General features: G+C 32.3%; 31 protein-coding genes. 26 read left to right on the top strand and 5 right to left on the bottom strand.

What is annotated here, in order from left to right; all coding sequences use genetic code 11:
* The first annotated feature begins 27 nt into the window (after positions 1 to 27).
* The 8 genes from ACW9W4_RS01260 to ACW9W4_RS01225 all read left to right on the top strand — a co-directional run bounded on the left by ACW9W4_RS01260 (position 28) and on the right by ACW9W4_RS01225 (position 6,867).
* Positions 28 to 1,401 (top strand): tyrosine-type recombinase/integrase, encoded by a 1,374-nt coding sequence (locus ACW9W4_RS01260; RefSeq protein WP_457760729.1) that lies wholly within the window; start codon positions 28 to 30, stop codon positions 1,399 to 1,401.
* A 94-nt stretch (positions 1,402 to 1,495) separates the two neighbouring features.
* Complete coding sequence (locus ACW9W4_RS01255; RefSeq protein ID WP_457760728.1) at positions 1,496 to 1,663, top strand: hypothetical protein; 168 nt, start codon at positions 1,496 to 1,498, stop codon at positions 1,661 to 1,663.
* A gap of 29 nt (positions 1,664 to 1,692) precedes the next feature.
* Positions 1,693 to 2,469 carry a hypothetical protein gene (locus ACW9W4_RS01250; RefSeq protein WP_457760727.1) on the top strand — a complete coding sequence of 259 codons (777 nt, stop codon included), beginning with the start codon at positions 1,693 to 1,695 and terminating at the stop codon, positions 2,467 to 2,469.
* A 196-nt stretch (positions 2,470 to 2,665) separates the two neighbouring features.
* Positions 2,666 to 3,229 (top strand): hypothetical protein, encoded by a 564-nt coding sequence (locus tag ACW9W4_RS01245; RefSeq protein ID WP_457760726.1) that lies wholly within the window; start codon positions 2,666 to 2,668, stop codon positions 3,227 to 3,229.
* 26 nt (positions 3,230 to 3,255) lie between these two features.
* On the top strand, positions 3,256 to 4,236 hold the full coding sequence (locus tag ACW9W4_RS01240; protein WP_457760725.1) for a hypothetical protein: 981 nt from the start codon (positions 3,256 to 3,258) through the stop codon (positions 4,234 to 4,236).
* Between the two features lie 220 nt (positions 4,237 to 4,456).
* Positions 4,457 to 5,023: a hypothetical protein gene (locus tag ACW9W4_RS01235; protein WP_457760724.1), complete on the top strand. Its 567-nt coding sequence runs from the start codon at positions 4,457 to 4,459 to the stop codon at positions 5,021 to 5,023.
* Positions 5,024 to 5,501: 478 nt separating this feature from the next.
* Entirely contained in the window at positions 5,502 to 6,416 is a 915-nt protein-coding gene (locus tag ACW9W4_RS01230) for a hypothetical protein (protein WP_457760723.1), read from the top strand.
* 76 nt (positions 6,417 to 6,492) lie between these two features.
* Positions 6,493 to 6,867, top strand: coding sequence for a hypothetical protein (locus ACW9W4_RS01225; protein WP_457760722.1), 375 nt, complete (start codon positions 6,493 to 6,495; stop codon positions 6,865 to 6,867).
* Positions 6,868 to 6,882: 15 nt separating this feature from the next.
* On the opposite strand, the gene ACW9W4_RS01220 is transcribed toward ACW9W4_RS01225, so the two are convergent.
* Both ACW9W4_RS01220 and ACW9W4_RS01215 read right to left on the bottom strand, forming a co-directional pair.
* Complete coding sequence (locus ACW9W4_RS01220) at positions 6,883 to 7,200, bottom strand: hypothetical protein (RefSeq protein WP_457760721.1); 318 nt, start codon at positions 7,198 to 7,200, stop codon at positions 6,883 to 6,885.
* A 280-nt stretch (positions 7,201 to 7,480) separates the two neighbouring features.
* On the bottom strand, positions 7,481 to 7,879 hold the full coding sequence (locus ACW9W4_RS01215; protein ID WP_457760720.1) for a hypothetical protein: 399 nt from the start codon (positions 7,877 to 7,879) through the stop codon (positions 7,481 to 7,483).
* Between the two features lie 28 nt (positions 7,880 to 7,907).
* On the opposite strand from ACW9W4_RS01215, the gene ACW9W4_RS01210 reads away from it, so the two are divergent.
* The gene (locus tag ACW9W4_RS01210) at positions 7,908 to 8,063 is read left to right on the top strand and encodes a hypothetical protein (protein WP_457760719.1); all 156 of its coding nucleotides are present in this window, start codon (positions 7,908 to 7,910) and stop codon (positions 8,061 to 8,063) included.
* A 175-nt stretch (positions 8,064 to 8,238) separates the two neighbouring features.
* On the opposite strand, the gene ACW9W4_RS01205 is transcribed toward ACW9W4_RS01210, so the two are convergent.
* Positions 8,239 to 8,457, bottom strand: coding sequence for a hypothetical protein (locus ACW9W4_RS01205; protein WP_457760718.1), 219 nt, complete (start codon positions 8,455 to 8,457; stop codon positions 8,239 to 8,241).
* A gap of 329 nt (positions 8,458 to 8,786) precedes the next feature.
* Between ACW9W4_RS01205 and ACW9W4_RS01200 the strand changes: the two genes are divergently transcribed.
* The 3 genes from ACW9W4_RS01200 (at position 8,787) to ACW9W4_RS01190 (ending at position 10,489) form a co-directional block, all read left to right on the top strand.
* Positions 8,787 to 9,476, top strand: a complete 690-nt coding sequence (locus tag ACW9W4_RS01200) for a hypothetical protein (RefSeq protein ID WP_457760717.1) — start codon at positions 8,787 to 8,789, stop codon at positions 9,474 to 9,476.
* Entirely contained in the window at positions 9,476 to 10,066 is a 591-nt protein-coding gene (locus ACW9W4_RS01195) for a hypothetical protein (RefSeq protein ID WP_457760716.1), read from the top strand. Before ACW9W4_RS01200 ends, ACW9W4_RS01195 begins: the two co-directional genes overlap by 1 nt.
* 258 nt (positions 10,067 to 10,324) lie before the next feature.
* On the top strand, positions 10,325 to 10,489 hold the full coding sequence (locus tag ACW9W4_RS01190) for a hypothetical protein (protein WP_457760715.1): 165 nt from the start codon (positions 10,325 to 10,327) through the stop codon (positions 10,487 to 10,489).
* A 47-nt stretch (positions 10,490 to 10,536) separates the two neighbouring features.
* Here the strand turns inward: ACW9W4_RS01190 and ACW9W4_RS01185 are convergent, their stop codons facing one another.
* Positions 10,537 to 10,674 (bottom strand): AbrB/MazE/SpoVT family DNA-binding domain-containing protein, encoded by a 138-nt coding sequence (locus ACW9W4_RS01185; RefSeq protein ID WP_457760714.1) that lies wholly within the window; start codon positions 10,672 to 10,674, stop codon positions 10,537 to 10,539.
* Between the two features lie 131 nt (positions 10,675 to 10,805).
* Here ACW9W4_RS01185 and ACW9W4_RS01180 point away from each other — a divergent pair, with 131 nt between their 5' ends.
* The gene (locus ACW9W4_RS01180; RefSeq protein WP_457760713.1) at positions 10,806 to 11,786 is read left to right on the top strand and encodes a hypothetical protein; all 981 of its coding nucleotides are present in this window, start codon (positions 10,806 to 10,808) and stop codon (positions 11,784 to 11,786) included.
* 685 nt (positions 11,787 to 12,471) lie between these two features.
* Entirely contained in the window at positions 12,472 to 12,837 is a 366-nt protein-coding gene (locus ACW9W4_RS01175) for a hypothetical protein (protein ID WP_457760712.1), read from the top strand.
* A 115-nt stretch (positions 12,838 to 12,952) separates the two neighbouring features.
* On the opposite strand, the gene ACW9W4_RS01170 is transcribed toward ACW9W4_RS01175, so the two are convergent.
* Positions 12,953 to 13,120 carry a hypothetical protein gene (locus ACW9W4_RS01170; RefSeq protein WP_457760711.1) on the bottom strand — a complete coding sequence of 56 codons (168 nt, stop codon included), beginning with the start codon at positions 13,118 to 13,120 and terminating at the stop codon, positions 12,953 to 12,955.
* 59 nt (positions 13,121 to 13,179) lie between these two features.
* Between ACW9W4_RS01170 and ACW9W4_RS01165 the strand changes: the two genes are divergently transcribed.
* The 12 genes from ACW9W4_RS01165 (at position 13,180) to ACW9W4_RS01110 (ending at position 21,700) form a co-directional block, all read left to right on the top strand.
* Positions 13,180 to 13,458, top strand: a complete 279-nt coding sequence (locus ACW9W4_RS01165; protein WP_457760710.1) for a hypothetical protein — start codon at positions 13,180 to 13,182, stop codon at positions 13,456 to 13,458.
* A gap of 121 nt (positions 13,459 to 13,579) precedes the next feature.
* Positions 13,580 to 14,410, top strand: a complete 831-nt coding sequence (locus ACW9W4_RS01160; RefSeq protein ID WP_457760709.1) for a hypothetical protein — start codon at positions 13,580 to 13,582, stop codon at positions 14,408 to 14,410.
* A gap of 72 nt (positions 14,411 to 14,482) precedes the next feature.
* The gene (locus tag ACW9W4_RS01155; RefSeq protein WP_457760708.1) at positions 14,483 to 14,695 is read left to right on the top strand and encodes a hypothetical protein; all 213 of its coding nucleotides are present in this window, start codon (positions 14,483 to 14,485) and stop codon (positions 14,693 to 14,695) included.
* The gene (locus ACW9W4_RS01150; protein WP_457760707.1) at positions 14,692 to 15,324 is read left to right on the top strand and encodes a hypothetical protein; all 633 of its coding nucleotides are present in this window, start codon (positions 14,692 to 14,694) and stop codon (positions 15,322 to 15,324) included. The genes ACW9W4_RS01155 and ACW9W4_RS01150 overlap by 4 nt, the downstream gene beginning before the upstream one ends.
* A 52-nt stretch (positions 15,325 to 15,376) precedes the next feature.
* Positions 15,377 to 16,573, top strand: coding sequence for a hypothetical protein (locus tag ACW9W4_RS01145; RefSeq protein ID WP_457760706.1), 1,197 nt, complete (start codon positions 15,377 to 15,379; stop codon positions 16,571 to 16,573).
* A 114-nt stretch (positions 16,574 to 16,687) separates the two neighbouring features.
* Positions 16,688 to 17,050 carry a response regulator gene (locus tag ACW9W4_RS01140; RefSeq protein WP_457760705.1) on the top strand — a complete coding sequence of 121 codons (363 nt, stop codon included), beginning with the start codon at positions 16,688 to 16,690 and terminating at the stop codon, positions 17,048 to 17,050.
* Positions 17,051 to 17,432: 382 nt separating this feature from the next.
* Entirely contained in the window at positions 17,433 to 17,912 is a 480-nt protein-coding gene (locus ACW9W4_RS01135; RefSeq protein WP_457760704.1) for a hypothetical protein, read from the top strand.
* Between the two features lie 6 nt (positions 17,913 to 17,918).
* Positions 17,919 to 18,590 (top strand): hypothetical protein, encoded by a 672-nt coding sequence (locus ACW9W4_RS01130; RefSeq protein ID WP_457760703.1) that lies wholly within the window; start codon positions 17,919 to 17,921, stop codon positions 18,588 to 18,590.
* Between the two features lie 3 nt (positions 18,591 to 18,593).
* Positions 18,594 to 19,508, top strand: a complete 915-nt coding sequence (locus ACW9W4_RS01125) for a hypothetical protein (protein WP_457760702.1) — start codon at positions 18,594 to 18,596, stop codon at positions 19,506 to 19,508.
* A complete protein-coding gene (locus ACW9W4_RS01120; RefSeq protein ID WP_457760701.1) occupies positions 19,498 to 19,884 on the top strand; it encodes a hypothetical protein in 387 nt (128 codons plus the stop codon). The genes ACW9W4_RS01125 and ACW9W4_RS01120 overlap by 11 nt, the downstream gene beginning before the upstream one ends.
* 3 nt (positions 19,885 to 19,887) lie before the next feature.
* Complete coding sequence (locus tag ACW9W4_RS01115; protein WP_457760700.1) at positions 19,888 to 20,604, top strand: sialidase family protein; 717 nt, start codon at positions 19,888 to 19,890, stop codon at positions 20,602 to 20,604.
* Between the two features lie 97 nt (positions 20,605 to 20,701).
* The gene (locus ACW9W4_RS01110) at positions 20,702 to 21,700 is read left to right on the top strand and encodes a hypothetical protein (RefSeq protein WP_457760699.1); all 999 of its coding nucleotides are present in this window, start codon (positions 20,702 to 20,704) and stop codon (positions 21,698 to 21,700) included.
* The last annotated feature ends 5 nt before the right edge of the window (positions 21,701 to 21,705 follow it).

The following is a 21,705-nucleotide window of genomic DNA, read 5'->3' as shown; positions in this document are numbered from 1 at the left end:
AAATCCCTACATTGCAATAGAGAATCGTTGAGTGATAAAGCACCAAATCCAAAAAATATCGGCATTTATGACTATGACAAGAGAATTTCCAGAACCATGATTCTAATCAAAAAAGAACTGTCTCAAGAAAATATCGATATCATTGAGAGATATTACAATTCAATGATCACAGAATCTCTATCAAAGGCAGTACAGCACAAGCATTTGCAGACAATTCTTGGTCTCAGCAGATTATTAGAAAAAAACTGGAAAGATGCATCAAAAGAAGACCTTGAGAGAATCATATCTAAGGTAATTCAGAAACATTCTCCAAGTGGCCAAGAGACACACACAACACATGATTGCAAAAAGATCCTAAAGCTATTTTTCAGATGGCTCAAACTTGGCTCTAGACATCAAGATGAAGTTGGTGATCCTCCAGAGATAAAACACATCAAGACAAAACGAGTCAAGGACAAAATCTCAAGAGAAGACTTGCTTACAGAATCTGATAAAACCCGAATTTTGTATGCGTGCGGTGAGAATGCAAGGGACAGGGCATTTATCGACTGTCTTTATGATAGCGGCACAAGACCTGGGGAAATTCTGAATCTGCAACTAAAGCATGTAAAAATTGATCAACACGGGATTGTATTGCATGTGGATGGCAAGACAGGTGCAAGACCTGTCCGTCTGGTTAATTCAATACCTAATCTTTCGTCTTGGCTTAACGTGCATCCTTTCAAGGATGACCCTGATGCACCCTTGTGGATAAACCTCAACAAGGCAAAGTACGGGCAACCGATGACATACAGCTCTGCACGCCAGATGGTGACACGACGATGCAAAATGGCAAATATGTCAAAGAAGGTGTATCTTAACTTGTTTAGACATTCAGAGGCAACTAGAACTGTAAAGTTCATGAGTGAAACCCATATGAGATTACGTCATGGATGGTCAGGCAGTTCTAAAATGACTGAACGCTATGTCCATCTTGACAACTCTGATGTTGATGACGTACTCTTCAAACATTACGGAATAAAACAAGAGCAACAAAAAGAAACACAAAGCATTCCTCAAGCTTGCCCTGTATGTGGAACCGTGAATAATGCTGATGCAAACATTTGCTACAAGTGCTCCAAGCCGCTTAACCTTGGAGGACTATCTGAAATTGAGGAATCGCAAAAAGAGGAAATCAAGAAACTCGCAAAGCAACTAGTCTCTGAGGAGGCAGAAGAATGGAAGGAAAAGTACTTTGAGATTCAAAAGGAGATGATATCTCAAAGATCATCATCTATACTGTACAATGCAATGAAGGGAATTCCTACAACCGTTGACTTGAAGAAATTGGAATCACAAGAGCCTTGCAGGAAACCTGAATCCCTTGCATGGAGACCTCTCTTACACAATTTTGTAGACTGAATAGATGTTTTGAAAGATATTTTTAATAAAATAATAATGAACAGAGGTATTTCAATATCCATAATACCTTTATTCTCAAACTCTCAGTGACGTTATGAAAATTGAAAAATTGCCAGGATTAGAGAATTCAGAAGATCTTCAACAAATATTGAAGAGTTTAGATTCAGCAATTTATTGGTCTAGGAGACATGGACGATTCAATTCTGCCGATCAATTTGAAGAAACATTCAAGGGATTTTTAGATGTAAAATTTTTAAAATGATATAGGGTTTGAAAGAATAGAGGCATTGTATGAATAAAGATAATGACAAGTCAGTCACAAGTGATGCTAAAAAATTAATTGAAACATCATCCAAATTAGAAAATGTCAATACCATTGGTGAAAAAATTATTCAATCAGTAGGCCTTGCTGGAGAAATAGCGCTTCCAGGATCATCTATTTTAGGTTCTGCAGCTGCACAGGGTTTTTCTAAAATAATGGGAAACATAATTGGTAAAAAACAGCAAGAAATCCTAATTGCAATTGTAACGGGATTGGATGAATTAGAGAGAGAAATTAATTTTACAATGGATAAAATTGAAAACAAGGAAAAGTTTGGAACAACAGTCTTACAAGTGCTCCCTATCGCATTACGAAGTTTTGAAAAAGAAAAAATGGATGCATTACGTAATGTCGTCTTGAATACTGCAATAGGAAATTCCCCTGATGATGATTTACATCAAATTTTACTAAATCATCTTGATACATTAACTGGGTGGCACCTAAAAATTCTAGATTATTTTTGGCATCCTCAGGGTTGGTTTCAAGTAAGAGAAAAACCCATTCCTAATTATTCTGGAGGCTCTGCATCATCTGGACTTGAAGCCGCATTTAAAGAACTTGAAGGAAGAGATGATTTTTACAATGCCATCATAGATGATTTAATTGCAAAAAATCTTATGATGAAAGGAAAATACATGAATGTAACTATGTCTGCTTCTGGAATTTGGGAGCGACGTGTTACAGATATGGGAAGAAAAATGTTAGATTTAATTCGTGATCCACGATCTGTGACAATTAGTGAATGATTTCCAATCAACAAAAAAAAACAAAAAGATCTTGAAACTAAAGTTCAAAAAGGCATTCACAAGTTAACTAGATATCGGGGATCTGAGAATTTGGAATTACTTTTATCTGAATATGAATAAAGTAACATGCCTACCAAGTTTTAGTCAATATCTATTTGATACAAATATTTTTGTCATATGCTGGCTTAAATAATGTATGCTTCCTCTATACACATTTCGTAAAAAAATTATGTTTTTCATTGCTTCTTTTTTTCCTATTTGGGCCATTGTATTAGGTAAATATCTCATAGAGAACCATACAACCTTTGATGTGATAATATCATTTATTATAATTATTGGAATTATTATTACAACGATATCTGCATTACGCGAATTTAGTAATCATTACAATACAATTAGTGGTGAAAAAGGAAAAATCGTAAAAGTCAAAGAAAAATCTGATAAAGTTGTTGCACATATTGTTGCATATTTTTTCTTTATTTTAATTGACATTCATGATTACTCTGATCTGTTTATTATTCTCTCTATGATTATTTTAATATCTATAATATTTACAAGAAGTGGACTTGTATTAACAAATCCCTCATTATTGATTTTAGGATTTAAAATATATGCTATTTCAACTATTTCCCCTGTACAAGATATCGATTCTACCAAAGAATTACGTAGTGTGACCATTCTTACAAAGGAATCATTATATCGCGATGATATAGTAACTATGGTGGAATTATCTCAAGGAATTTATCTAAATAAAGACTAAATATTATTATTCTCATAACTCATCTATTGTTATCAAAAGCAGAAATTGTAAAAATAATTCAAGAATTTCAATTAAATCGAAAAGAGGTAGTGATTATGGGATTTTTATTACAGAAATCAAAAAAACAAGATCCAAATCTAAGATTTGGAGTTACAAAATTACCTATAATGGAAACAGGTCTTACAACACCTTTTCTAAATATACTAGAAGATGAATTAAAAAATATGCCTTCATCGTTAAATCAATTTAAAATGTTTTCTGAACCTGAAGATACTAATACCTACAGAATTATTCGAAAAAAAACTTTGCCTGAATTAGCAGCACTGCTTGATGCCCTAGATCTAAATTCAGATGTGTTACCCATAGAAAGTTTTTCAGGAGTTGAATCTAAATCTAAAGTATATTGTCTCAAAATTCAAACCAATTCTGATTATCTAATCTTATTTGCTAATTTGGATAAAATACATGCCTCAAATGATGATATTATTTCAGCTGAAATAATTAATGGAAAATTAACATTAAAACTTCTAGATATGATAATTTTTCAGAAATCCATATTTGCAATTTATTATCCAAAAGCTGAAAGTTTATTGATGTTAAATTATGTATCTACAAAATTACTTTTAGATTTTAAAACACAATTTACTGCTAAATGTAATAATATTCTTGAAGAATTAATTGCTGATGATATAATATCTATTCCAGTTGAAAATGATCAACTACTTACGAATCAACATACAAACGAATTAGCAGTTAGGTTCTATGAGAGTGGAAAACTCAAACCTACTGCTGAACATATACAAGCGTGGAATCTATTCTATAAAAATACCCCTTTAGAAGAAGTAGAGCAAATATTGTTGAATCCACAAGCAATACCTATTGTCAAAAATGCAAAAGAATTTGCAAATTTCATGTATGTGGCAGATAATGATATTGTTGAAGGAGTTACGAAACGTGGAGAATTTGCATTAGCAATTTCTAAAAAAATACTCAATCTTAAAAAATAATGCGTTTTTACTTACTAAAATTCATACAATTAAAAATATGAAGTCATTTTTCATTTTATTCATATGATCATTTATAACATAAATTTGACTAATTCAAACCTGTCAAGATTTGTCTGTAGAAGCACAACTTGCTGAGTTTTCAATTAGACGACAATTAGGACTCAAAGATTTCTAATAACTGTCCAAATGCTTAAGTTTATAGTTTGACATACTAAATCATATGTTGGAATATGTTTTTATACAAATTCCAGAAGATCCAAATTTTAGTTTAATTGCCATTGTTGTTGCAATAATAAGCTCTTTTGCTGTTACTGGCTCATTTTTATTAAATTGGAATCAAAATAAAAAACAAACACATCAACAATATACTGAATTGCTAATAGACTTTACAAAAGATATTGAATATCTAGGAAAACAGTATATTAATTCAAAAAATGAAGAAAGTTTTTGGGATGCCTACTCTGAATATCTGAACAAATTAGAACAAATTGCTCATCTTGCACTATCAAAACGAATTCCAAATGATATTGCAAAGTTTTTTTCTGAAGATTTCCAAGATGCATATTATAGTATGTTATGGTTTGATGATGAAAAAAATTCAAAAGATAATCCTATCAAGAATCATTTTGGATATGTCAAAGATTGGTATCGTCAAAATGAGCATGACCTTGTGGAAAACGATCATATCAATGATGTAAAATCACAGTTTGAAGAAAAAAAATGGACTCCTGATGTTGTTATTTCTTATAATGATCTCTTAGAAAATAATGAATCCGAAAATGACTAGTTTGTCATCACAATGCAATATAGACGATTTGAACTCCATATTGCTAAAAATAAAAAACCACATAGATAATTTGAAAACTAATACATCAACTATAGAACGACAATATTATCATTATCCAAACATAAAATTTGTAAAAAAATTTAACAAATTTTTAAATCATTCACGTGAAAAAAAATTAGAAAATGATTGGGGCATGCCTATTGCCCAATTGAATCATCATATATGGGAATCTGAATTTTATAAAAAATATGATATATTTGTAAAATCCAAAAAACTTGAAAACGGGTTTACTTTTCACACATTCATATCAAATTTTATTCGATATTGTTTTTACAATAAAGTTGATTCAAAAATAATAAAAAATATCACTTTAGATTTTTTTAAAATCATTGAAAATAAATGTCCTATTGCATATAATAAAATATTTTCAGTGGGGTTGATAGTTAAAGATCATTACAAAATAAATGATTTTTTAACAATGACTAAACCTAGAATCTGTGATTTTGATATTAAAAAAATTAAAGATGAACAACAATTTGAATATGATGAAGTTATTCATGAGACTTCAAATGTAATTTATCACAAATTTGAACAATGTGGGAGTGGGGATAATGAGATGAACATGCAAGATCGTGTAAAATTCATCTTAGTGTTATACAAATTGGCAAAAATTCAATTTTTAGGAAATCAATCATTAACATTTTCTTTCTATGAACATATTATTGAAAACTATTTTTTTCATTATCCTAGAAATGCATACGTAAACACAATATTCAAAAAAAGTGATAGTGCAAAACTAAAAAAGACATGGGATTTTTTATCAAAAAATCTATCTCGATATGATTTTCATATTTATAATCATAGAGGGCGATTAGGAATAGCCTTACAAACATATCATCAAGCACTTGAACAAATTGGAAGTATTTCTGAAACTACTCCTTATGCAGTTAAAATCATTAATTCTTTACTAATTCCAGAAAGAGATAATTCAAAAAACAGATTTGTTAATAGGACATTTCTTTTTTTATATTATCTGGGCATACGTAATAAAAAAACAAAAAAGATTTTAGAAATTGCTTATGAGTGGAGAAGTAATTATTTTCATGGCTCTCCTACAGAAAACAAAAAAATATCTAAAAAAGATCCTCAATTGACAGAAAAATATGTGGAATTATTCATGTTAAACTGTGCACGACTTATCATATTTACAATCATAATAATGAAGCAAAAAAATGGAAAAATTCTAACAAAAATGATTGATAATGCATTTACAATAAAAGGAATTAAAAAACTTGAGAAAGAATTGTCTAAAGTTAAACAATACCTCCCAATCTACAAAAATGGTATTAAAATCAGAGAAGATGGGTTGTACGTGACACTTATCGAATGTTGATCCATTCCATCTAAAAACTATACAAAAAGCATCATGTATTCAATATGCTTAAGTTCATACATAATTTACATGATTTGTGAAATATCATAAACGTAGTATTGTTGGAGTTTCAATATTGTTAGTTAGTTTAAGTATATTTTTTGTATTTTATCCACCAACACAATACCTTCCTGAAAACATTCAAAGTTTAATGGTATATGGAACCAGTGCAGGAGGATTAATTCTTGAAATTCTTGGATTCATGGTATTCATGATGATTGAAAAGAAAGCTGTATTCACTGTTGGGGATTTTGCTGGAGGGGAGCCACAGGTTAATGGAAAACCTTTAGGAAAAGATGAACATATTGTGGTGAGAAATATACTATATGAAAAAAATGCAATTGATTTAGTAGTTATTGGGTTGTTATTACAATTATTTGGAATTCATTTTGGGCTGACCCAGTTATTCTAATTTGCATACTTAATTTTAAATTCTATTTAACGAATTTCCGTCAATATCACAATATTCGTATCTGTCTTGTGGGAATTTTTTATTGCATTTTGGACATACGTCATACTTGTCCTTAAGTTTAGAACCCCATTCTATTTTTTTACCGCATCCAGAACAAAAATTTGGTATTGGTTTATCTTTGACTACTAATATTGGATAACCACATTCTTCACAACTAAATATTTTTGATTTGGTAAGTTCTTCTATTATTTCAGTTACTCCATATACATGAAGTTCTTTATCCCACTCTTCTAGCGAATCGCCTCCATAAGCAATAGGATTAACAGTATTCATAGAATATTTTTTCATTTTTAATACTTAAGAATTTTCAAAAATACTAACAAAAAATTTAGTTATTCCATCTAACTTCAAACTTTTTGATTAGTTTATGCACATTATCTTAAATTCAATAGTTTGAATATTTAGGAATTAAAAAACGGATAAACCATAAGTAAATTGTCCTTTGTTAGATGTAATTGATGACAATCTCTCGTAGAGATTTACAATATCGGTTCAATTCTGAGGGTTCAAATCTGTTGAGATTCTATTGTTTTGGATTGCAAACATATCTAAACTAAGTTTGTCTGTCTCGCCATTTTGCATAGCCCTCAGGATCCAAGAATATTGCAATAATTGCTCCTATAACAATCATAATTCCTCCAAACAATGAATACGAGCTAAAAACAACTAAGATTCCACCTGCAAAAGCTAATCCACTTGACGCAATTCCTAACCATCTATAAAATAGAATTGCTAAAACCAGTAAAACGATATCAATTATCCCTAAAACAATTAAACCAAGTTTTGCAATTTCTCCTATCTGATTTGTTTGTGGAAATGATCTAGAAATACTATCGATCACATCTGAAAATATTTTAACATAACTTACGTCATTACCTGTTTTTAATTCAAATCCTGTAAAGACCCCCGTAATCAACACTGATAGAAAAATAGCCCACATTCCTTTTGACATAATAATTCTACTAAGATTACCAATAAAAATGGCAATAGGTATTCATGGTACTGTTAAACTAGGTGTTAGGAAAAATTTTATTCTTAGTTTAGTAAAAAATAATGGGAGAGAAAATAGAGATAGAAATCTTATGGATATTGAAATCAATTTCTTCTCATGTTTTGAATACTTTGGATTTGGTTAAAAAAATAATTGTTTACAAATTAATGATGAATTAAGAGAAAAACTTAGATTCCTAACTGAAGAAAAAAATAATTGATACCCGTCTTATTCTAGACATGGGAACCCATTATCTTATTACAAAAAAAGGAAATGATTTGTAGATGGGATCCATGATAGCACGGTCATAGTAATATATGCTAAAGTAATTTTGGCTCATAATCAGCGTCGATATCTAATTTTGATGCAGTATTGGAACTCCAACAATTATCTCGTTTAAAGTCAGAATAATAATCATCATATGGAAGATTTCCTATATTTTTAACTGAGCCGCCACATTTTTTACACATAGGCGTATCACAAGAATCAGATATCATAATATACACAATTCTGCAACCGATGCAAGCTTTATCTCCCACAATTTCTAACTATTTGTGTTTCTTATTAATTTTGAACTCATATTGCATTACTTAGTGTCAAGTTCAAACTATAGTAATTTTTTGTTGTTAAAAAGGACATCAAGAATTCCTATTAGTTTATTCTATTTTTTATGGATGTAAGGTACTGTCATAACCAAAACACATTGGCAAGTATTATCAAAAAGGAGTGTCATTTTGTGGAGTCCCAAATACAATCAGAATACCCAAAATCGGAATAAAGTGAAAAACAAGGCCTCTACTAAGATAATTCTTAAGGTAATCCTGATATCATTAAGTAACTTTGAAATTTCAAGGATATATTGAAAGACATGGTTGACGAAATAACAAATAGATCATCAAATTCCATTAAAAAACATGCAATTGTTAAAATAATTATCATGGTGGCAGTTATTATCGCAGGAATTTCAATCGCAGGTGTTGGGTTGGACACATTTGTTGAAGAAGAACCAGTAAATACTCATGATGGAAAAACCACAGAAATCAAACTACCATCAAGTATTGCAACATTCCATACTACATTAACTGCACCCGGAGGATTTTTCCCAGATCATCACATTAGATCACATGTACAATTAACCCTTGAAGAAGAAGTTGCAAATTCAACAAACATCCAAGTAGTTTTTTCTGGAGGGAGAATTACCAGCATAGTCGATAGAAGCCAAATTTCTGTATACAATGATCCTATAATCTTAAACTATGAAGGTCATGGAGTCGAAGTAGGAAAAAATATGTCAAGATATGATGCAAACCTAGAATTACGATATGACTCTCCAGGCACATATGATGTGGAAATTATTGTGGAATTGCAAAGTAAAGAACCATACAAAGAAAAATTACCAAATGAGGTAGAAATAAAATCTCTTGAGGAGCATATCGGCAATAAAAATAAGAGGGAACAGTCTAGTTTTACCTTGATGATATTGGGAATTTCATTAATTTCCACATCTCCCGCATTTGCAAAAGTTTTTGAATATTTGGAAGACATTAAAAATAATTAATGTCAAACAATTATGAGAAATTTTTGCCAATAAGAGCCAGATGGATGAATACAGAGGTGATATTACATCAAACAATAAGCGGAAACATAATTTCATTCATACCAAATTTTGAAGCATTTGTGATGATGGCAAGAAGCATAACACTAATTCTACAAAAACATCTAGCACATGTAGAAGGTTTTGAAAAATGGTATGATGAAAAACAAAGGATGATGAAAAATGATGAAATTTTCAAATTTTTTGGTGATTTACGAGTAGAGGTAAGTCATCTACAAACAATAGAGCATCCAACAAAATTTACATTAAAAAATAAAGAAAAATGGCCAAAAGAGCCAATAATATTTCTAATTCAAATACCAAATCAAAAAACCAAAATAGAAAAAATTGAGATGAATAACTACAACACAACCAAATCAATTTTAGAACAGTATGAAACAAAATCTGAGAGATATGTCATTGCAGAATATCAAAATGCAGATCTTATCTACTTAGGATGTGCATATCTAAATAAATTAAAGGAAATGTTAGACGAATGTGTAAGAATGTTTACAGATAGAGAAAACATAGATCATTTACGTACTAAAAATTAAAAAAGTATTTTTTTTAAAATAGTATGTTATCTACAAAAGTAATTCGTGTTTATCCGAATTTGATTAATGTAATTAGATGTAATAGTCACAAATCTATTCTCTCATAGAGATTCACACTCTTGATTCAATTATCTAATGTTCAAATCTGTTGAGATTTGGCATTTTCTGAGCCCAAATCTTTTTTGAAATCATTTTACAGCAAATAATTGCACTATGTTTCCTTCGAAATTTTATTAATATGATATTCTCAGTATGATTATGGGAAAAAGAAAGACGTTTTCATCTGAACTATGGCAACATAGATGTGTGTTGCCTATGAGAAAATCCAAAAAACAGGCATCAAAATGTAATGAAACTGATCAATTTGTCAAGTACGCTGTAATTGAAGACTATTGCATTAAACAAAGAGATATTCACAAATGATCAATCTTTGGATCATTTTTGTTTAATTCAATCTCTGAAATAAAAAATTATAATTCTGTATTTGTCCTGATGTAAATTCTATCATCTTCCTTGACAAAGATTATCTTGTCTCCTTCGCCAAGTTTTGCTTCCTCTCTTACTTCTTTTGGTATGGTTACCTGAAATTTGTGACTTAGCGTACTCATACCTAGTATCTCTTTCTTTGATTTTCCACTCATTCTTACTTGTAAAGAAAGTAGTAATGTTCATTAATTAGACCAAAGAAAGTAAAGAAATCTTGGTAAGTAAAGCCATTTTGGGTTTGATTGTCCTGAGTATGGTAGTTTCACTATCCTCTGCTGTAACATATGCCCAAACTGACTCCTCCAGATCTCCAATGACTGTACAATGGAGTGTGGCAGGATCCCCTGAAGGAACATCAATTACGCTATCCTCTGGAATACCTCTGAAAATATCTGGCATTATCAACGCAGGATACGAATCTACTTTTCAAATTGGAGACAATCCGTTATCCCAAGTGGCAATCACAGTACAAAACCCTGCACAGAAAATAGTCTACATAGACCAAGTGTATCTGGGATGCGCATATGACCAGTGCTTTTTTGACACTGAATTTACACTGGGAGGAATTGGATTTGACTATACAGGACTGTACACAATTACTGCACAATACAAAAAGCAGACTGCAACTGCTGACTTTCCATTCATCTCATCTCCAAAACAAACAGGTACAATTTCAGAACCATTAAACACTTCTACAATTTCTGTTGACTGGAGATTTGAAAATGGAAAACCCAAAGAATATTCCACTATAACTGGTGATGCTGTTATGATTTACGGACAGCTAAACCTGATACAAACAAATGATGACGCTGGTTTTGTTGCAATGGAAATATCAAATCCTGATGGAATAACTTCAGCAGTTGATCAAATCAAACCAACATGCGGCTCTTCTGGTTGCACGTTTGAGACAAGAGTCAATCTTGATGGGCCATACTTTGAAGAGCCAGGAGTCTATGTGGTAGATGTGTGTTATGCGGTATCTCCAAGACCACTGGATACATACTGTGCAGGAACCAGTTTTAATCATGTTGTAATGTCTGAAACTGTATCTGAAGAACACAAAGATACAACATCTAACCAAGTCTTGAGACTCCAAGAACAAAACAACAGTCTCAAACAAGAGATATCATCTTTGAAACTACAAGTTGCACATTTAGAAGACAGAATCAAAAACCTAAACGAGATTGTATCACAACAGATGCAAGTAATTTACCAATGGGTTGTCTCAAAATAATTTATAAATTTCTCAAATAATTTATAAGTTAATTTATAAATTATTTTCAGGATCGTTTTTGTTGACAATGAATCCTTGTAAAAATCCCTGAGCTTAGTTATAAACAAAAAGCAAGGATTTGTATTTTTGATGTAAGGTTTGCATCCTTGCTGTAAGCTTACTCAAATTTTTTGCAAGAATTTTTCAGCTATATAACTAAGGTTAGAGATAACAGTAAGAATAGTAAGGTAAGGTCGACCTTACTAAGAATTGATGATATTAGCCTCGAATTTCATCTATCAAAACCTCACTAACCTTACCCCACCTTACAAAACCTTACAGACCTCACTTTTCACTAGGCACGAATCAAAAAGTAAGGTTTTCCACCTTACAGTAAGGTTTTGCCCACCTTACCAAGGTTTTCAGTGATTTTGAAACGCTAGGCGTGAAATTATTTATAAATTAACTTATAAATTATTTGAGAAATTTATAAACAATTCAAGAAATTTATAAATTATTTTTCAAAAAGTTTGGTTAGTATTTGTTGACTATGAAATTTTGTTGGGAGTGTTAAACTGATTATGCAAATCCCTTTGACGGCCTTAAAGTGTTAATCTAATAGTCAATGCCATTTTGATGTGATAATCTTTTCACAACTCCATCGCATAATGTTGGCATTAATCGTTGTATTTGTTTTTGCTAATACATGTCAATGCAGAATAACACAATACATGTTGAATCAAGAATGGTATGCCTTCACATGACTGGATTCAATGAAATGAATGCCAATGTGCAAAAGTTTTCCGAAGATCCACAAAGAATTCAGATGATCTCAGATGACATTGCGTTGCAGTGCACAAACATGCAAGACAATGTCCTGTATGTATCAAGCAAAAAGGTAGCTGATATGTACAAGAATCATCTTGCACACAAAATTGATACATCCACAATCAAAATTATCTGCTCAGATAAACTTGAAGACAAGCCACACACTGCATTTGTAGATAGGAAAATGAATGTGAAAAATCAAAACCATTCCAAAATTATAGATTATTTTGGGGTGCCAATCTGATTCTTCAAATCCCACTAAAGGCATTGAAAATATTTTATTAAAAAATATCATTATGCTGTTCAAATTCTAATGGGTTGGAACTCTGCAGTTTCCATTAATCAAAATACATGTGGGATTAAATTCCAAAGATCTTTTCTAATTCGTTACTTTGTTTAGATGGTTTTGATGGAATTTTAATCTGATTTCTGTAGTTTGATTCCAAGCGCAGTACGAGATTCCAGCCCGGATATGCAGTGACTCCAATTACAAATAATATTGCAACAAGCACATTCCACCATTCCATGTTATGTTTTAATGAAACCGCTTTTTTAAACATTGGTTATTGAATTGGGGTTAAACAGAATGCCTTATGAAGACCCAATGTTATTTCTAGGTATGGCAGAAGAATCAATTGATCTTTCTAAATCGAAGAGTTATCTTGGAAAGATCGGATTTTCAATGATGATAATGGGCATGATAATTCTATATGCTGACGGCATCAGATTGACGCAAACCGTCCCCATAGGTTATCAATTTTACGAACATCCGGAAATCCACATCCCCATAATTGGAATGATAATTACATTTTTGGGAACAGCTCTTTTCATATATAATTTCAGTAAAGGAAGAAACATAATTTAATAATTTTATTTTTAAAAGTTCTGATATGTTGACGGGAGACATTCAATTATTTTAGAAAAAATGCTTGTAGATGCAAAACATCAGAAGCACTTTTCAATAACTGGAATGGATTTCATACGGTATGAAGTATCTTATGATTTTTCTTTTAATAATTGGATTTGTTTTACCTAACGTTTTTGCAGAATCGCTAGATTCCGCATTGGCTGACATTCAATGGAAAGAGGCTGCTTTTCCAAGTCATGCGGGTACAAAAGCCACAATAACTGTAACTGACAGTGACATGAACAAACATTCTGAAGTAATTGATTACCTATGGATTAACGTTCGTTCTGATTCTGACGGTGTAGGGTTTAGAATGAATCTGTTTGAGACTAATTTTGATTCTGGAGTATTTGAGGGCGATGTGACATTTACAGGAACTGCTCCTTCTGGAGGTGGTTTTTTGCATACTGTGGACGGTGACACCATAACTGCAAAATATGTCGACATAAATTTTCCTTCAGATTATGAATCTGAGCGTAGAAATATTGTTGTGACAGAAGACAAAATAGAGATGTTTGCAACTGCAATTGTTGGAAGCACTGGTCCTCCAATGGAAAGAGCACCTGCATCAAACTTTATGATACTTGACATAAGAAAAACCCCTATAGAAAATAATCTGATTACAGTTGATCAACAAATAAGACTGGTCTCTGATCTGGAAAATCAAATGAGCCGTATTCAACCATTTGCATATCTAGTTCAAATACATGATGAACAAAATCAAGTAGAGTCTTTGTCTTGGCTGACTGGAAATCTAACTGCGTCTCAAAAAATAAACTTGGGTACAACTTGGATTCCAATCAAAGAGGGAAAATATTTTGCAACTGTCTTTGTTTGGGAGTCCATTGACAACCCTACTGCTCTGTCCCCTCCACTGCCACTGGAAATTTCTGTAAAAAATGAGAACTAGATACATTGTTTTTGCATTAATTGGAGAAAAAGAAAATGAAAACTAGAATCTTGATAAAATTGGAGAAAAATCATGATCGAATATAATATTGTAATTGTTGCAGTTTTAGCAATAATTCTAATTATTGCAATAATCTCTACTGTCTTTAATCATCGTAAGAAAACAAGTTCTAATCAAGAAACATGTGTTTCTTGTAGAGGGATGGGTTTTATTCCTACATATACAAGTAAACCAATTCCTCCATGCAAACGCTGTAATGGAACAGGATATGTGGATAAAAAATGAAAACTAGATTTACTAAAACGATTCTTTATGGATACTTGGTTATTTTCATCATAATTAGTTTCAGTAGTTTAGGATATCATCTTGATTCGATAAATCCTAGAAATGCTAGTGAGTGTTGGCATCAAGAAGATGGTGGGGAAATAATTCCGTGCAAAATAGATGGGGAGATGATTCATTGTAAAACAGATAAAGGCACGATAGATTTTGATCCAAATTTAGATCCTTGTTATATTGGTGGAGGGGCCATGAATTTTGATCCTAATTTATCCCCGTCATATGCTCTAGATTTCATGGGCGGTATGTTTTATCTTACAGTTTTACCTCTTGCTGGTTTGAGTATAGGGATTTCTACATTATTCCTAGTACCTTATTTTATTCTAAAAAGAAAAAACATTCCTTCAAGACCATACATGGCTTTGATACTATCAGGACTACTATTGCATTATGGAATTACTAGTTTGATCTCATTTGGAAATTCAGTTCCGATGCTATTACGTTTGTTAGATAAAGAGCCATTATTTTTTATCGAACAGGTATTGCCACAATTTTTGATACAAATTATTGCATTAGGTATTGCAGGAATTCTTTTGTATAGATCATCTGTAATTAGGAGACTGTTAAAGAAATGAAAACTAGATTTATGAGGAAAACTAAAAAACATCATACTTTCTTATTTATTTGATGTCAAATGATGAATCAGATCACTCCGTCACGTTTAGATCATATTTACTTGAAAACGATGATCACTCTAAAACTGTAATCAAAATAGACTCTGAACATATGGAAAAACTTGGAATAAACGAGGGGGACATAGTGCAGGTTACAGGTAAGGACAAGGCAGTTGCGTTTTGCTTTTCCTCAAACCAACAAGAACTTGAAAAAACAAAATCGCAAGACATCGAAATAGAATATCTCGACTCTTCCCACAAAGAAACAGAATATCCTAAAATGATCTTGAGTAGTCTTGTATTTGGCAATGCGTGCCCCTCTAGAAGAATGAATCTAGTAAAATTAGAAAAACTCCCAATTAAAAATACAATTCCTGAGGCAGATGTTGTTACTTTGGGTACGATGAAGTTTGCAGAAGATGCAATGCCTCATTACAAAGACAATGTTGATTTCTTTCTCTTGTATGGCAGACTGATAAAGAAGAAAGAAAGGATAAGCGCTCCATTTTTGCAGGATTTTGCACGAAAACACCAACGAACTTCCAGAGGCGGTCATTCTCACCCTCCAAAGTTTTCATCCGTAATTGTTGATGTAAAACCTGAAAACAAAGAGTTTTGGATTATTACAAAAAATACAAAATTTGAATTTAAGAATATTCCGATGGATGAATTTAGAGGAAAAATTCCAAAATCCGAAGCAATATCTCTCCTTAGAGTAATCCCAATAGTAAAAAAATTGCATTTACAGAACACAGACATTGCATTTGCATCACTTGAAGTTTTTGAAAATTCTATGAAGATGAGTTGGTACACCCAACAACGAATTAAACTTCCAGATGATGCCTTTTCTAATCCTTCAAAATTCAATGGTATGAATATACATACAGATAGTCCGGAACTGACAATTGAAATCAAAGATGATTTAGGTAATGTGTATTCAGATGGACATTCTGGCGGAGGTGGAGGTGGTAGTGGACCTGATCCGTCAACTAATGAGATTGTATCTAACTATTCAGGAGAGTACAGATTTTTTTCCACAATAGATCCAAATGCAAAAGAAATCACAATTATTGTAAAAGAAATAACATGGGTAAAAAGAGATCGTCACCACACCCGTCCTCCGTCTCCTCCAAACATGGGAACAATGTCTGAATCTGACTACAAACTCTCTGTTTTGGAAGGACCCTGGAAATTCAAAATTTCCATCTAGTTTTAATTCTATTAAGACACGTTATTCTGTAGATGCTATTTTGAGACTCGTAAATTCACTAATCATATAATCAGGATCTAATTATTATGTTATGAAAATCATATTAGTATTGGTATGGTTAGTTGTATTGTCATCGATGATGATCAAGATGTACTTGATGTATTTTGTGAATTATTGAGTATTGTAGGTGTTGATGTGATGGATAAAGGAACGGATGGCAAAGAGGCTGAACGACTGTATGAGAAACATCGTCCTGATTTGATCTTTGTAGACTTGTTGATGCCTGAATATGATGGATTTTATGCCATAGAGCGAATTCGGAGCATTAATCCGAATGCAAAAATCGTCATAGTCACAGGAGACCTTAAGGCTGGAGAATCTTATCTTCTTGACTCTTACAATGTAAGTGCAATTATCTACAAACCATTTGATATCCACATGATAAAACAAGTGTTGGTAGATATTTTTCTGGTCTGATGATTGATATGGACAAATTGTTCATTAACGTTTTAAGCAAATTTTGTAAATGTATGACATGTCAAATGAAAATACTGAATCTTGGGAACAAGTACTGGGATTGTCTTGGATTATACTGGATGAGGAATAATACCTTCATATGGTATATGTAATTGCGTTTTTACAACTGATATAGAATCATGGGGTTACCTAACTGTAAAAACAAGTGCATCACACATGAGCAATCAACAAAGCACAAAGCCTATTTACTTGGAGGATGCTATTGCAAGAATTGTGATTATTATTTTGCAGAAAAGTTTTCACGATGTCCATGTTGCAATACCAATGTTCGTTATTCCACTCGCTCAAATAAGAGCAGACAGGATTCTGAGATAGTGAGAATATGAAAATTATAGAATTAATTATTGTTTTAATTATTATTGGATATGTTTTGGCAAATTTTTCTTTTCTTGTTGTAGAATATAGCGTTACATTTGAAAACAATAAAGACAAACCAATACAGATGGTGGAGTTGTTTGGTAATGGTAGTTCAAGGAGTTTTGAAATAGAAAATCCATCACCAGATCCAGATATATTTACAAGTATTTCTGCGGCATGGATGAGGCTTGCATTTGCATTGCCCTTTGCCATTGCAGGACTTGGAATGATAGGTGCTCCGATAGGTCTGCTTCAAACTCACTTATTTGTACCTCCTGAAGGACTTCGCGTGTTGGTTTTTTGGATAATTGCAATGATTACAATCCCAATTAACTATGTGTTTACAAAAGACATTCCATTATACCGTAGAATTCCATATATCTATCTTTTAGCTGCAATTATCTCTGGAACTCCACTTCTCTTAAACGAGGATTTTGGCAGGTAAATGAAAATGAAAAGTAGAACTCAAATTATATTATTTTTAATTATAATGGCATTAGGATCTGTGGCTACTTTCACAATAGGTAGTATGTATCAATCACAAATAGAGTGGCATGAAAAAGTCGGAGGGTTAAAAGATGAATCATCTCCAATTAGAGAAGAACATTATTCCATTGAAATTACTGGAATGAAAAAGATCTATCGTATAGGGGAACAGTATGATTTTTCATACATCATCTCAGGGTATGGATATTCATGTGGTAGTAAAGAAGTTACTTTTCCTGATCAGAATGGAGATATTATGAAAATAATTTCAAGCTCATCATGTATTGCTGGCGTCCCAATGGCAGACTTTGTCATTGATTCTCAAACAGAATTCGATACAACATCTGTTCACGGTACAGTAAACGTTCCTGGAACCTACAATGTCACTGTTACTTTTGATAGACCTAGTCGAGATTCTCCAACTACTGCCATCAAAGAATTTCTTGTACCTGGAATAAATTCTTGGTATAATAATCGAATGACGGATACTGATGATCTTCAAACAGTAATAGATAGTTGTGCTAATGATTCTTCAAAAGAACGAATGACTGATTCGCTAAGATATTCCAATGGAACTCATGTTTTTATGAATTTAGAATGTAAATGGCAAAAAATTGGAACGTATCTCGGAGATTAGAAAATGAAAACTAAAACAAAAATCATAATTGTGGGCATTATTGCAATATCTATTCCTGGAATTATCATTTTTGGTGCCATTCCATTAATGATTGCATCAAATGCATATTCCGGATTTATTATTTCGTCTACCTCTGATTCTATATTTGAAGAAGATTTTGCAAAAATACCTGAAGTAAAATTCTTTATTGAAAAATATCCCAGTTACACTACAAATCATTTGGCAGATTTTTTGGGTTGGAAGATAATTAACTATGATGCTAATGTTGGACAGAACGTAGTTCATTTGTCTGTTAAAAAAAGTGTTCTACATCAAGGAGTTAAAATCAGTGCAGGTTGTTCTGTTGGTGGGCCTCATAATTATGCATTAAATATTTTGGATGATGATGTAATGGATTATTTAAAAAATAACATATGTTTAAAAAAATCTGAACCGGATATTATAGATAGTTTAAAAATACCCAACATTGAAAGAGATGCTAAATTAGATGCTGGATACAAATTATATCCTGGCGTTGGTTGGGTGCATCCAGATGATCTAGGAATTCAAAATCCAATTTATATGGATAATCCAAACAATCCTGACGAATTAATTCTAGACATTGATTCTATGATACAGGTCCAGAAAATTTTGGATAAGTGCGACTATGTGCAAAAACTAGAATTAGGCGAAATTCCTACACAAAATCCAGATGGAAGTCATAATGCAGTAACTAGCTCATTACGACTTTACAACAATGGAACTCATTACATTGACACCAATACTTGTAAATGGGTTGATTCTTTTGAATCTGTAACATACAATTGCTTTGAGTCTACGCCTATAGAACAAAACTGGTATTCTGGCCCAAATTATTTTGATAACAGTACACATCGTCTTGATGCACAACAATGTGAATGGATTGAAAATGAAGACTAGGCTTTTGATGATTATTACATTTGTAATTATAACTCTAGTTGTAACTGTATTTTTGATATTCGGCACTAATCTGGTTCTTCATTTGATGCTATCAGATGAATATATTCTAAAAACTGCAAATAATTCAGAAATGGTTCAAACCTTTCTTAACATGTATCCTAAAAGTGATTATAGGTTAGTCAGGGTTTTGGATCAACAGCCTGCAATTGTGTATGAAATGAAACAAGAAAATAAAATAGCATTTTTAGCAGTAAGTAATTTTGAAGGGGATGACTTGACATACATGTACCAGTGTTTTGCTAATGGTTACAGTCAACAAACTTTTGAATTGTTATATTTCTCCCCAACAATTCTTCAAAATAATGGATGTTTCTAAAAAATGAAAACTAGACTAGTGATAATTGGTGGCATAATACTTGTTGCCATAGTATTTACCGGAATTTCCGCATCTCCTATGTTTCTGTGGGAATTTAATAACAAACCAATCAATGATACAAAGTACCAATACAAGTTCTGGCAAGAAAAATTAGAGTTTGAAAACAACAATCATTTCTACAGGGTGATGTTTTCATACAGTCATGATTTTGGAAGAACTTTTTCTGATCCTGTGGATATGAGTATGACTGAAAAACATGCACATGAACCAAAAATGATTGTAATGAATGATGACGTGATTCTTGTATGGCGTGATGAAGTTCCAATTAGTGCAGAAAACAACATCTCGTTTGCAAAAAGTACTGACTTTGGTAAAACATTTGAGAAAAAAAGAGTGTTTTCCGGAGGAAGACCTGACATAAAATATTATGATGATGTTATCTATGTTGCTTGGGCAGGATCTAACCTGAGAGAAATATGGTATTCGGATAGCAATGACGGGGGTGAGACTTTTTCTGAACCCCAACTCCTTTTTGAAATAGACTGGGAACTAAACCCATATGAAGAAAAACCTACACCTACACTTGACGTATTCAGTGATAGCGTTGTTGTGTCTTGGAAGATGCGAAATCATGACGACGGAGGACCTTCTTGGATTGTATGGAAAGCAACTGATCAAGGAAAAGACAGAAACTTTGAGATTGTACGTTTTGCATCATGATATATCTTAAATGAATTGGATTTGAATTAACTAAAATGAAAACTAGATACAAAATATCAGAAGCACTTTTCAATGATGTATTGGGATTTCATACAGTATGAAGTATTTTCTGATTTTTTTGCTGGCTCTTGGAGTCTTTATGATTTTACAAACTCCTGCACATGCAAGCGTCTCATTTGATAGAACCATATACCCTGTAATGGATCCAGACCCACTTGAACTGTGGAACTCTGCGGACGTGATAATTGATGGTACCATAGTGGAAGTAGAAAACAAAACCACTGATGAAGATCTTAACATACAATTCTATCACATCAAAGTTAACAAATACTTTAAGGGAATTTCAAAAATAGACCTTCTTTATGCAAAAAATGAATTTGTATTGAGATTTGACCCTGGAGATAATGGTTTGTTTTATCTCAAGTCAGACAATTCATTTGGATATGTGATACAATCTCATTCTGTCAAAACATATGATGGATGTGATGCTCGAAGTATGATTGAAATCAGTCCTACATTGCCAAATGAGGGATTTCCTCGTAGTGCTCCTACAAGGAGTGAAAGTTATTTTGATTCATGCATTGCTGATTATTTTACATATGATCCTGATTTTTTCCGTGGAATACACAATGGAATTTCTCCGCTAAAGCAGATAAAACATGGAATCCCAAATGAAATAGTTCGTTGCTATAATGGTCTGATTTTGGTTCAAAAATATGACGGTTCTCCCGCATGTGTTAAATCTGAAACAAAAATTAAACTAATGGAAAGAGAATGGATGCCACGTCCTATGTCCGATGCACAACAAATTATTGAACGCCTAAGACAAGGGCCACAACTTGTTGATGAGGTTGATGCAAAATATATTGAGACATTGGCATTGATGGATAAGACAGTTACAAATTTTGTATCGGGTACTGATTGGAAGTCCAATTGTTGTGGATACTCTGTTAATGATGATGTTTACGAATTAACCATTACTTTCTTAGATATTAAAAATCAACGGCAGATTGGGGTGACTTTTGATTTGGATACTATGGGAATTATCGATATTGAAAATGACCGTGCAGTGAAACTTGGAGGACCCGGAACATAGTTAGA

It is taken from the genome of Candidatus Nitrosopumilus sp. bin_7KS (assembly GCF_054095835.1).
Note: the sequence above shows the minus strand (reverse complement) of the source record. Positions and strands in the feature narration are given on the sequence as shown.

Coding starts and splice junctions, on each gene's coding strand:
- ACW9W4_RS01255 (WP_457760728.1), top strand. CDS start 1,496: ATGAAAATTGAAAAATTGCCAGGATTAGAGAATTCAGAAGATCTTCAA.
- ACW9W4_RS01250 (WP_457760727.1), top strand. CDS start 1,693: ATGAATAAAGATAATGACAAGTCAGTCACAAGTGATGCTAAAAAATTA.
- ACW9W4_RS01245 (WP_457760726.1), top strand. CDS start 2,666: ATGCTTCCTCTATACACATTTCGTAAAAAAATTATGTTTTTCATTGCT.
- ACW9W4_RS01235 (WP_457760724.1), top strand. CDS start 4,457: ATGTTGGAATATGTTTTTATACAAATTCCAGAAGATCCAAATTTTAGT.
- ACW9W4_RS01230 (WP_457760723.1), top strand. CDS start 5,502: ATGACTAAACCTAGAATCTGTGATTTTGATATTAAAAAAATTAAAGAT.
- ACW9W4_RS01220 (WP_457760721.1), bottom strand. CDS start 7,200: ATGAATACTGTTAATCCTATTGCTTATGGAGGCGATTCGCTAGAAGAG.
- ACW9W4_RS01215 (WP_457760720.1), bottom strand. CDS start 7,879: ATGTCAAAAGGAATGTGGGCTATTTTTCTATCAGTGTTGATTACGGGG.
- ACW9W4_RS01210 (WP_457760719.1), top strand. CDS start 7,908: ATGGCAATAGGTATTCATGGTACTGTTAAACTAGGTGTTAGGAAAAAT.
- ACW9W4_RS01200 (WP_457760717.1), top strand. CDS start 8,787: ATGGTTGACGAAATAACAAATAGATCATCAAATTCCATTAAAAAACAT.
- ACW9W4_RS01195 (WP_457760716.1), top strand. CDS start 9,476: ATGTCAAACAATTATGAGAAATTTTTGCCAATAAGAGCCAGATGGATG.
- ACW9W4_RS01190 (WP_457760715.1), top strand. CDS start 10,325: ATGGGAAAAAGAAAGACGTTTTCATCTGAACTATGGCAACATAGATGT.
- ACW9W4_RS01185 (WP_457760714.1), bottom strand. CDS start 10,674: ATGAGTACGCTAAGTCACAAATTTCAGGTAACCATACCAAAAGAAGTA.
- ACW9W4_RS01180 (WP_457760713.1), top strand. CDS start 10,806: ATGGTAGTTTCACTATCCTCTGCTGTAACATATGCCCAAACTGACTCC.
- ACW9W4_RS01175 (WP_457760712.1), top strand. CDS start 12,472: ATGTCAATGCAGAATAACACAATACATGTTGAATCAAGAATGGTATGC.
- ACW9W4_RS01170 (WP_457760711.1), bottom strand. CDS start 13,120: ATGGAATGGTGGAATGTGCTTGTTGCAATATTATTTGTAATTGGAGTC.
- ACW9W4_RS01165 (WP_457760710.1), top strand. CDS start 13,180: ATGCCTTATGAAGACCCAATGTTATTTCTAGGTATGGCAGAAGAATCA.
- ACW9W4_RS01160 (WP_457760709.1), top strand. CDS start 13,580: ATGAAGTATCTTATGATTTTTCTTTTAATAATTGGATTTGTTTTACCT.
- ACW9W4_RS01155 (WP_457760708.1), top strand. CDS start 14,483: ATGATCGAATATAATATTGTAATTGTTGCAGTTTTAGCAATAATTCTA.
- ACW9W4_RS01150 (WP_457760707.1), top strand. CDS start 14,692: ATGAAAACTAGATTTACTAAAACGATTCTTTATGGATACTTGGTTATT.
- ACW9W4_RS01145 (WP_457760706.1), top strand. CDS start 15,377: ATGTCAAATGATGAATCAGATCACTCCGTCACGTTTAGATCATATTTA.
- ACW9W4_RS01140 (WP_457760705.1), top strand. CDS start 16,688: ATGGTTAGTTGTATTGTCATCGATGATGATCAAGATGTACTTGATGTA.
- ACW9W4_RS01135 (WP_457760704.1), top strand. CDS start 17,433: ATGAAAATTATAGAATTAATTATTGTTTTAATTATTATTGGATATGTT.
- ACW9W4_RS01130 (WP_457760703.1), top strand. CDS start 17,919: ATGAAAAGTAGAACTCAAATTATATTATTTTTAATTATAATGGCATTA.
- ACW9W4_RS01125 (WP_457760702.1), top strand. CDS start 18,594: ATGAAAACTAAAACAAAAATCATAATTGTGGGCATTATTGCAATATCT.
- ACW9W4_RS01120 (WP_457760701.1), top strand. CDS start 19,498: ATGAAGACTAGGCTTTTGATGATTATTACATTTGTAATTATAACTCTA.
- ACW9W4_RS01115 (WP_457760700.1), top strand. CDS start 19,888: ATGAAAACTAGACTAGTGATAATTGGTGGCATAATACTTGTTGCCATA.
- ACW9W4_RS01110 (WP_457760699.1), top strand. CDS start 20,702: ATGAAGTATTTTCTGATTTTTTTGCTGGCTCTTGGAGTCTTTATGATT.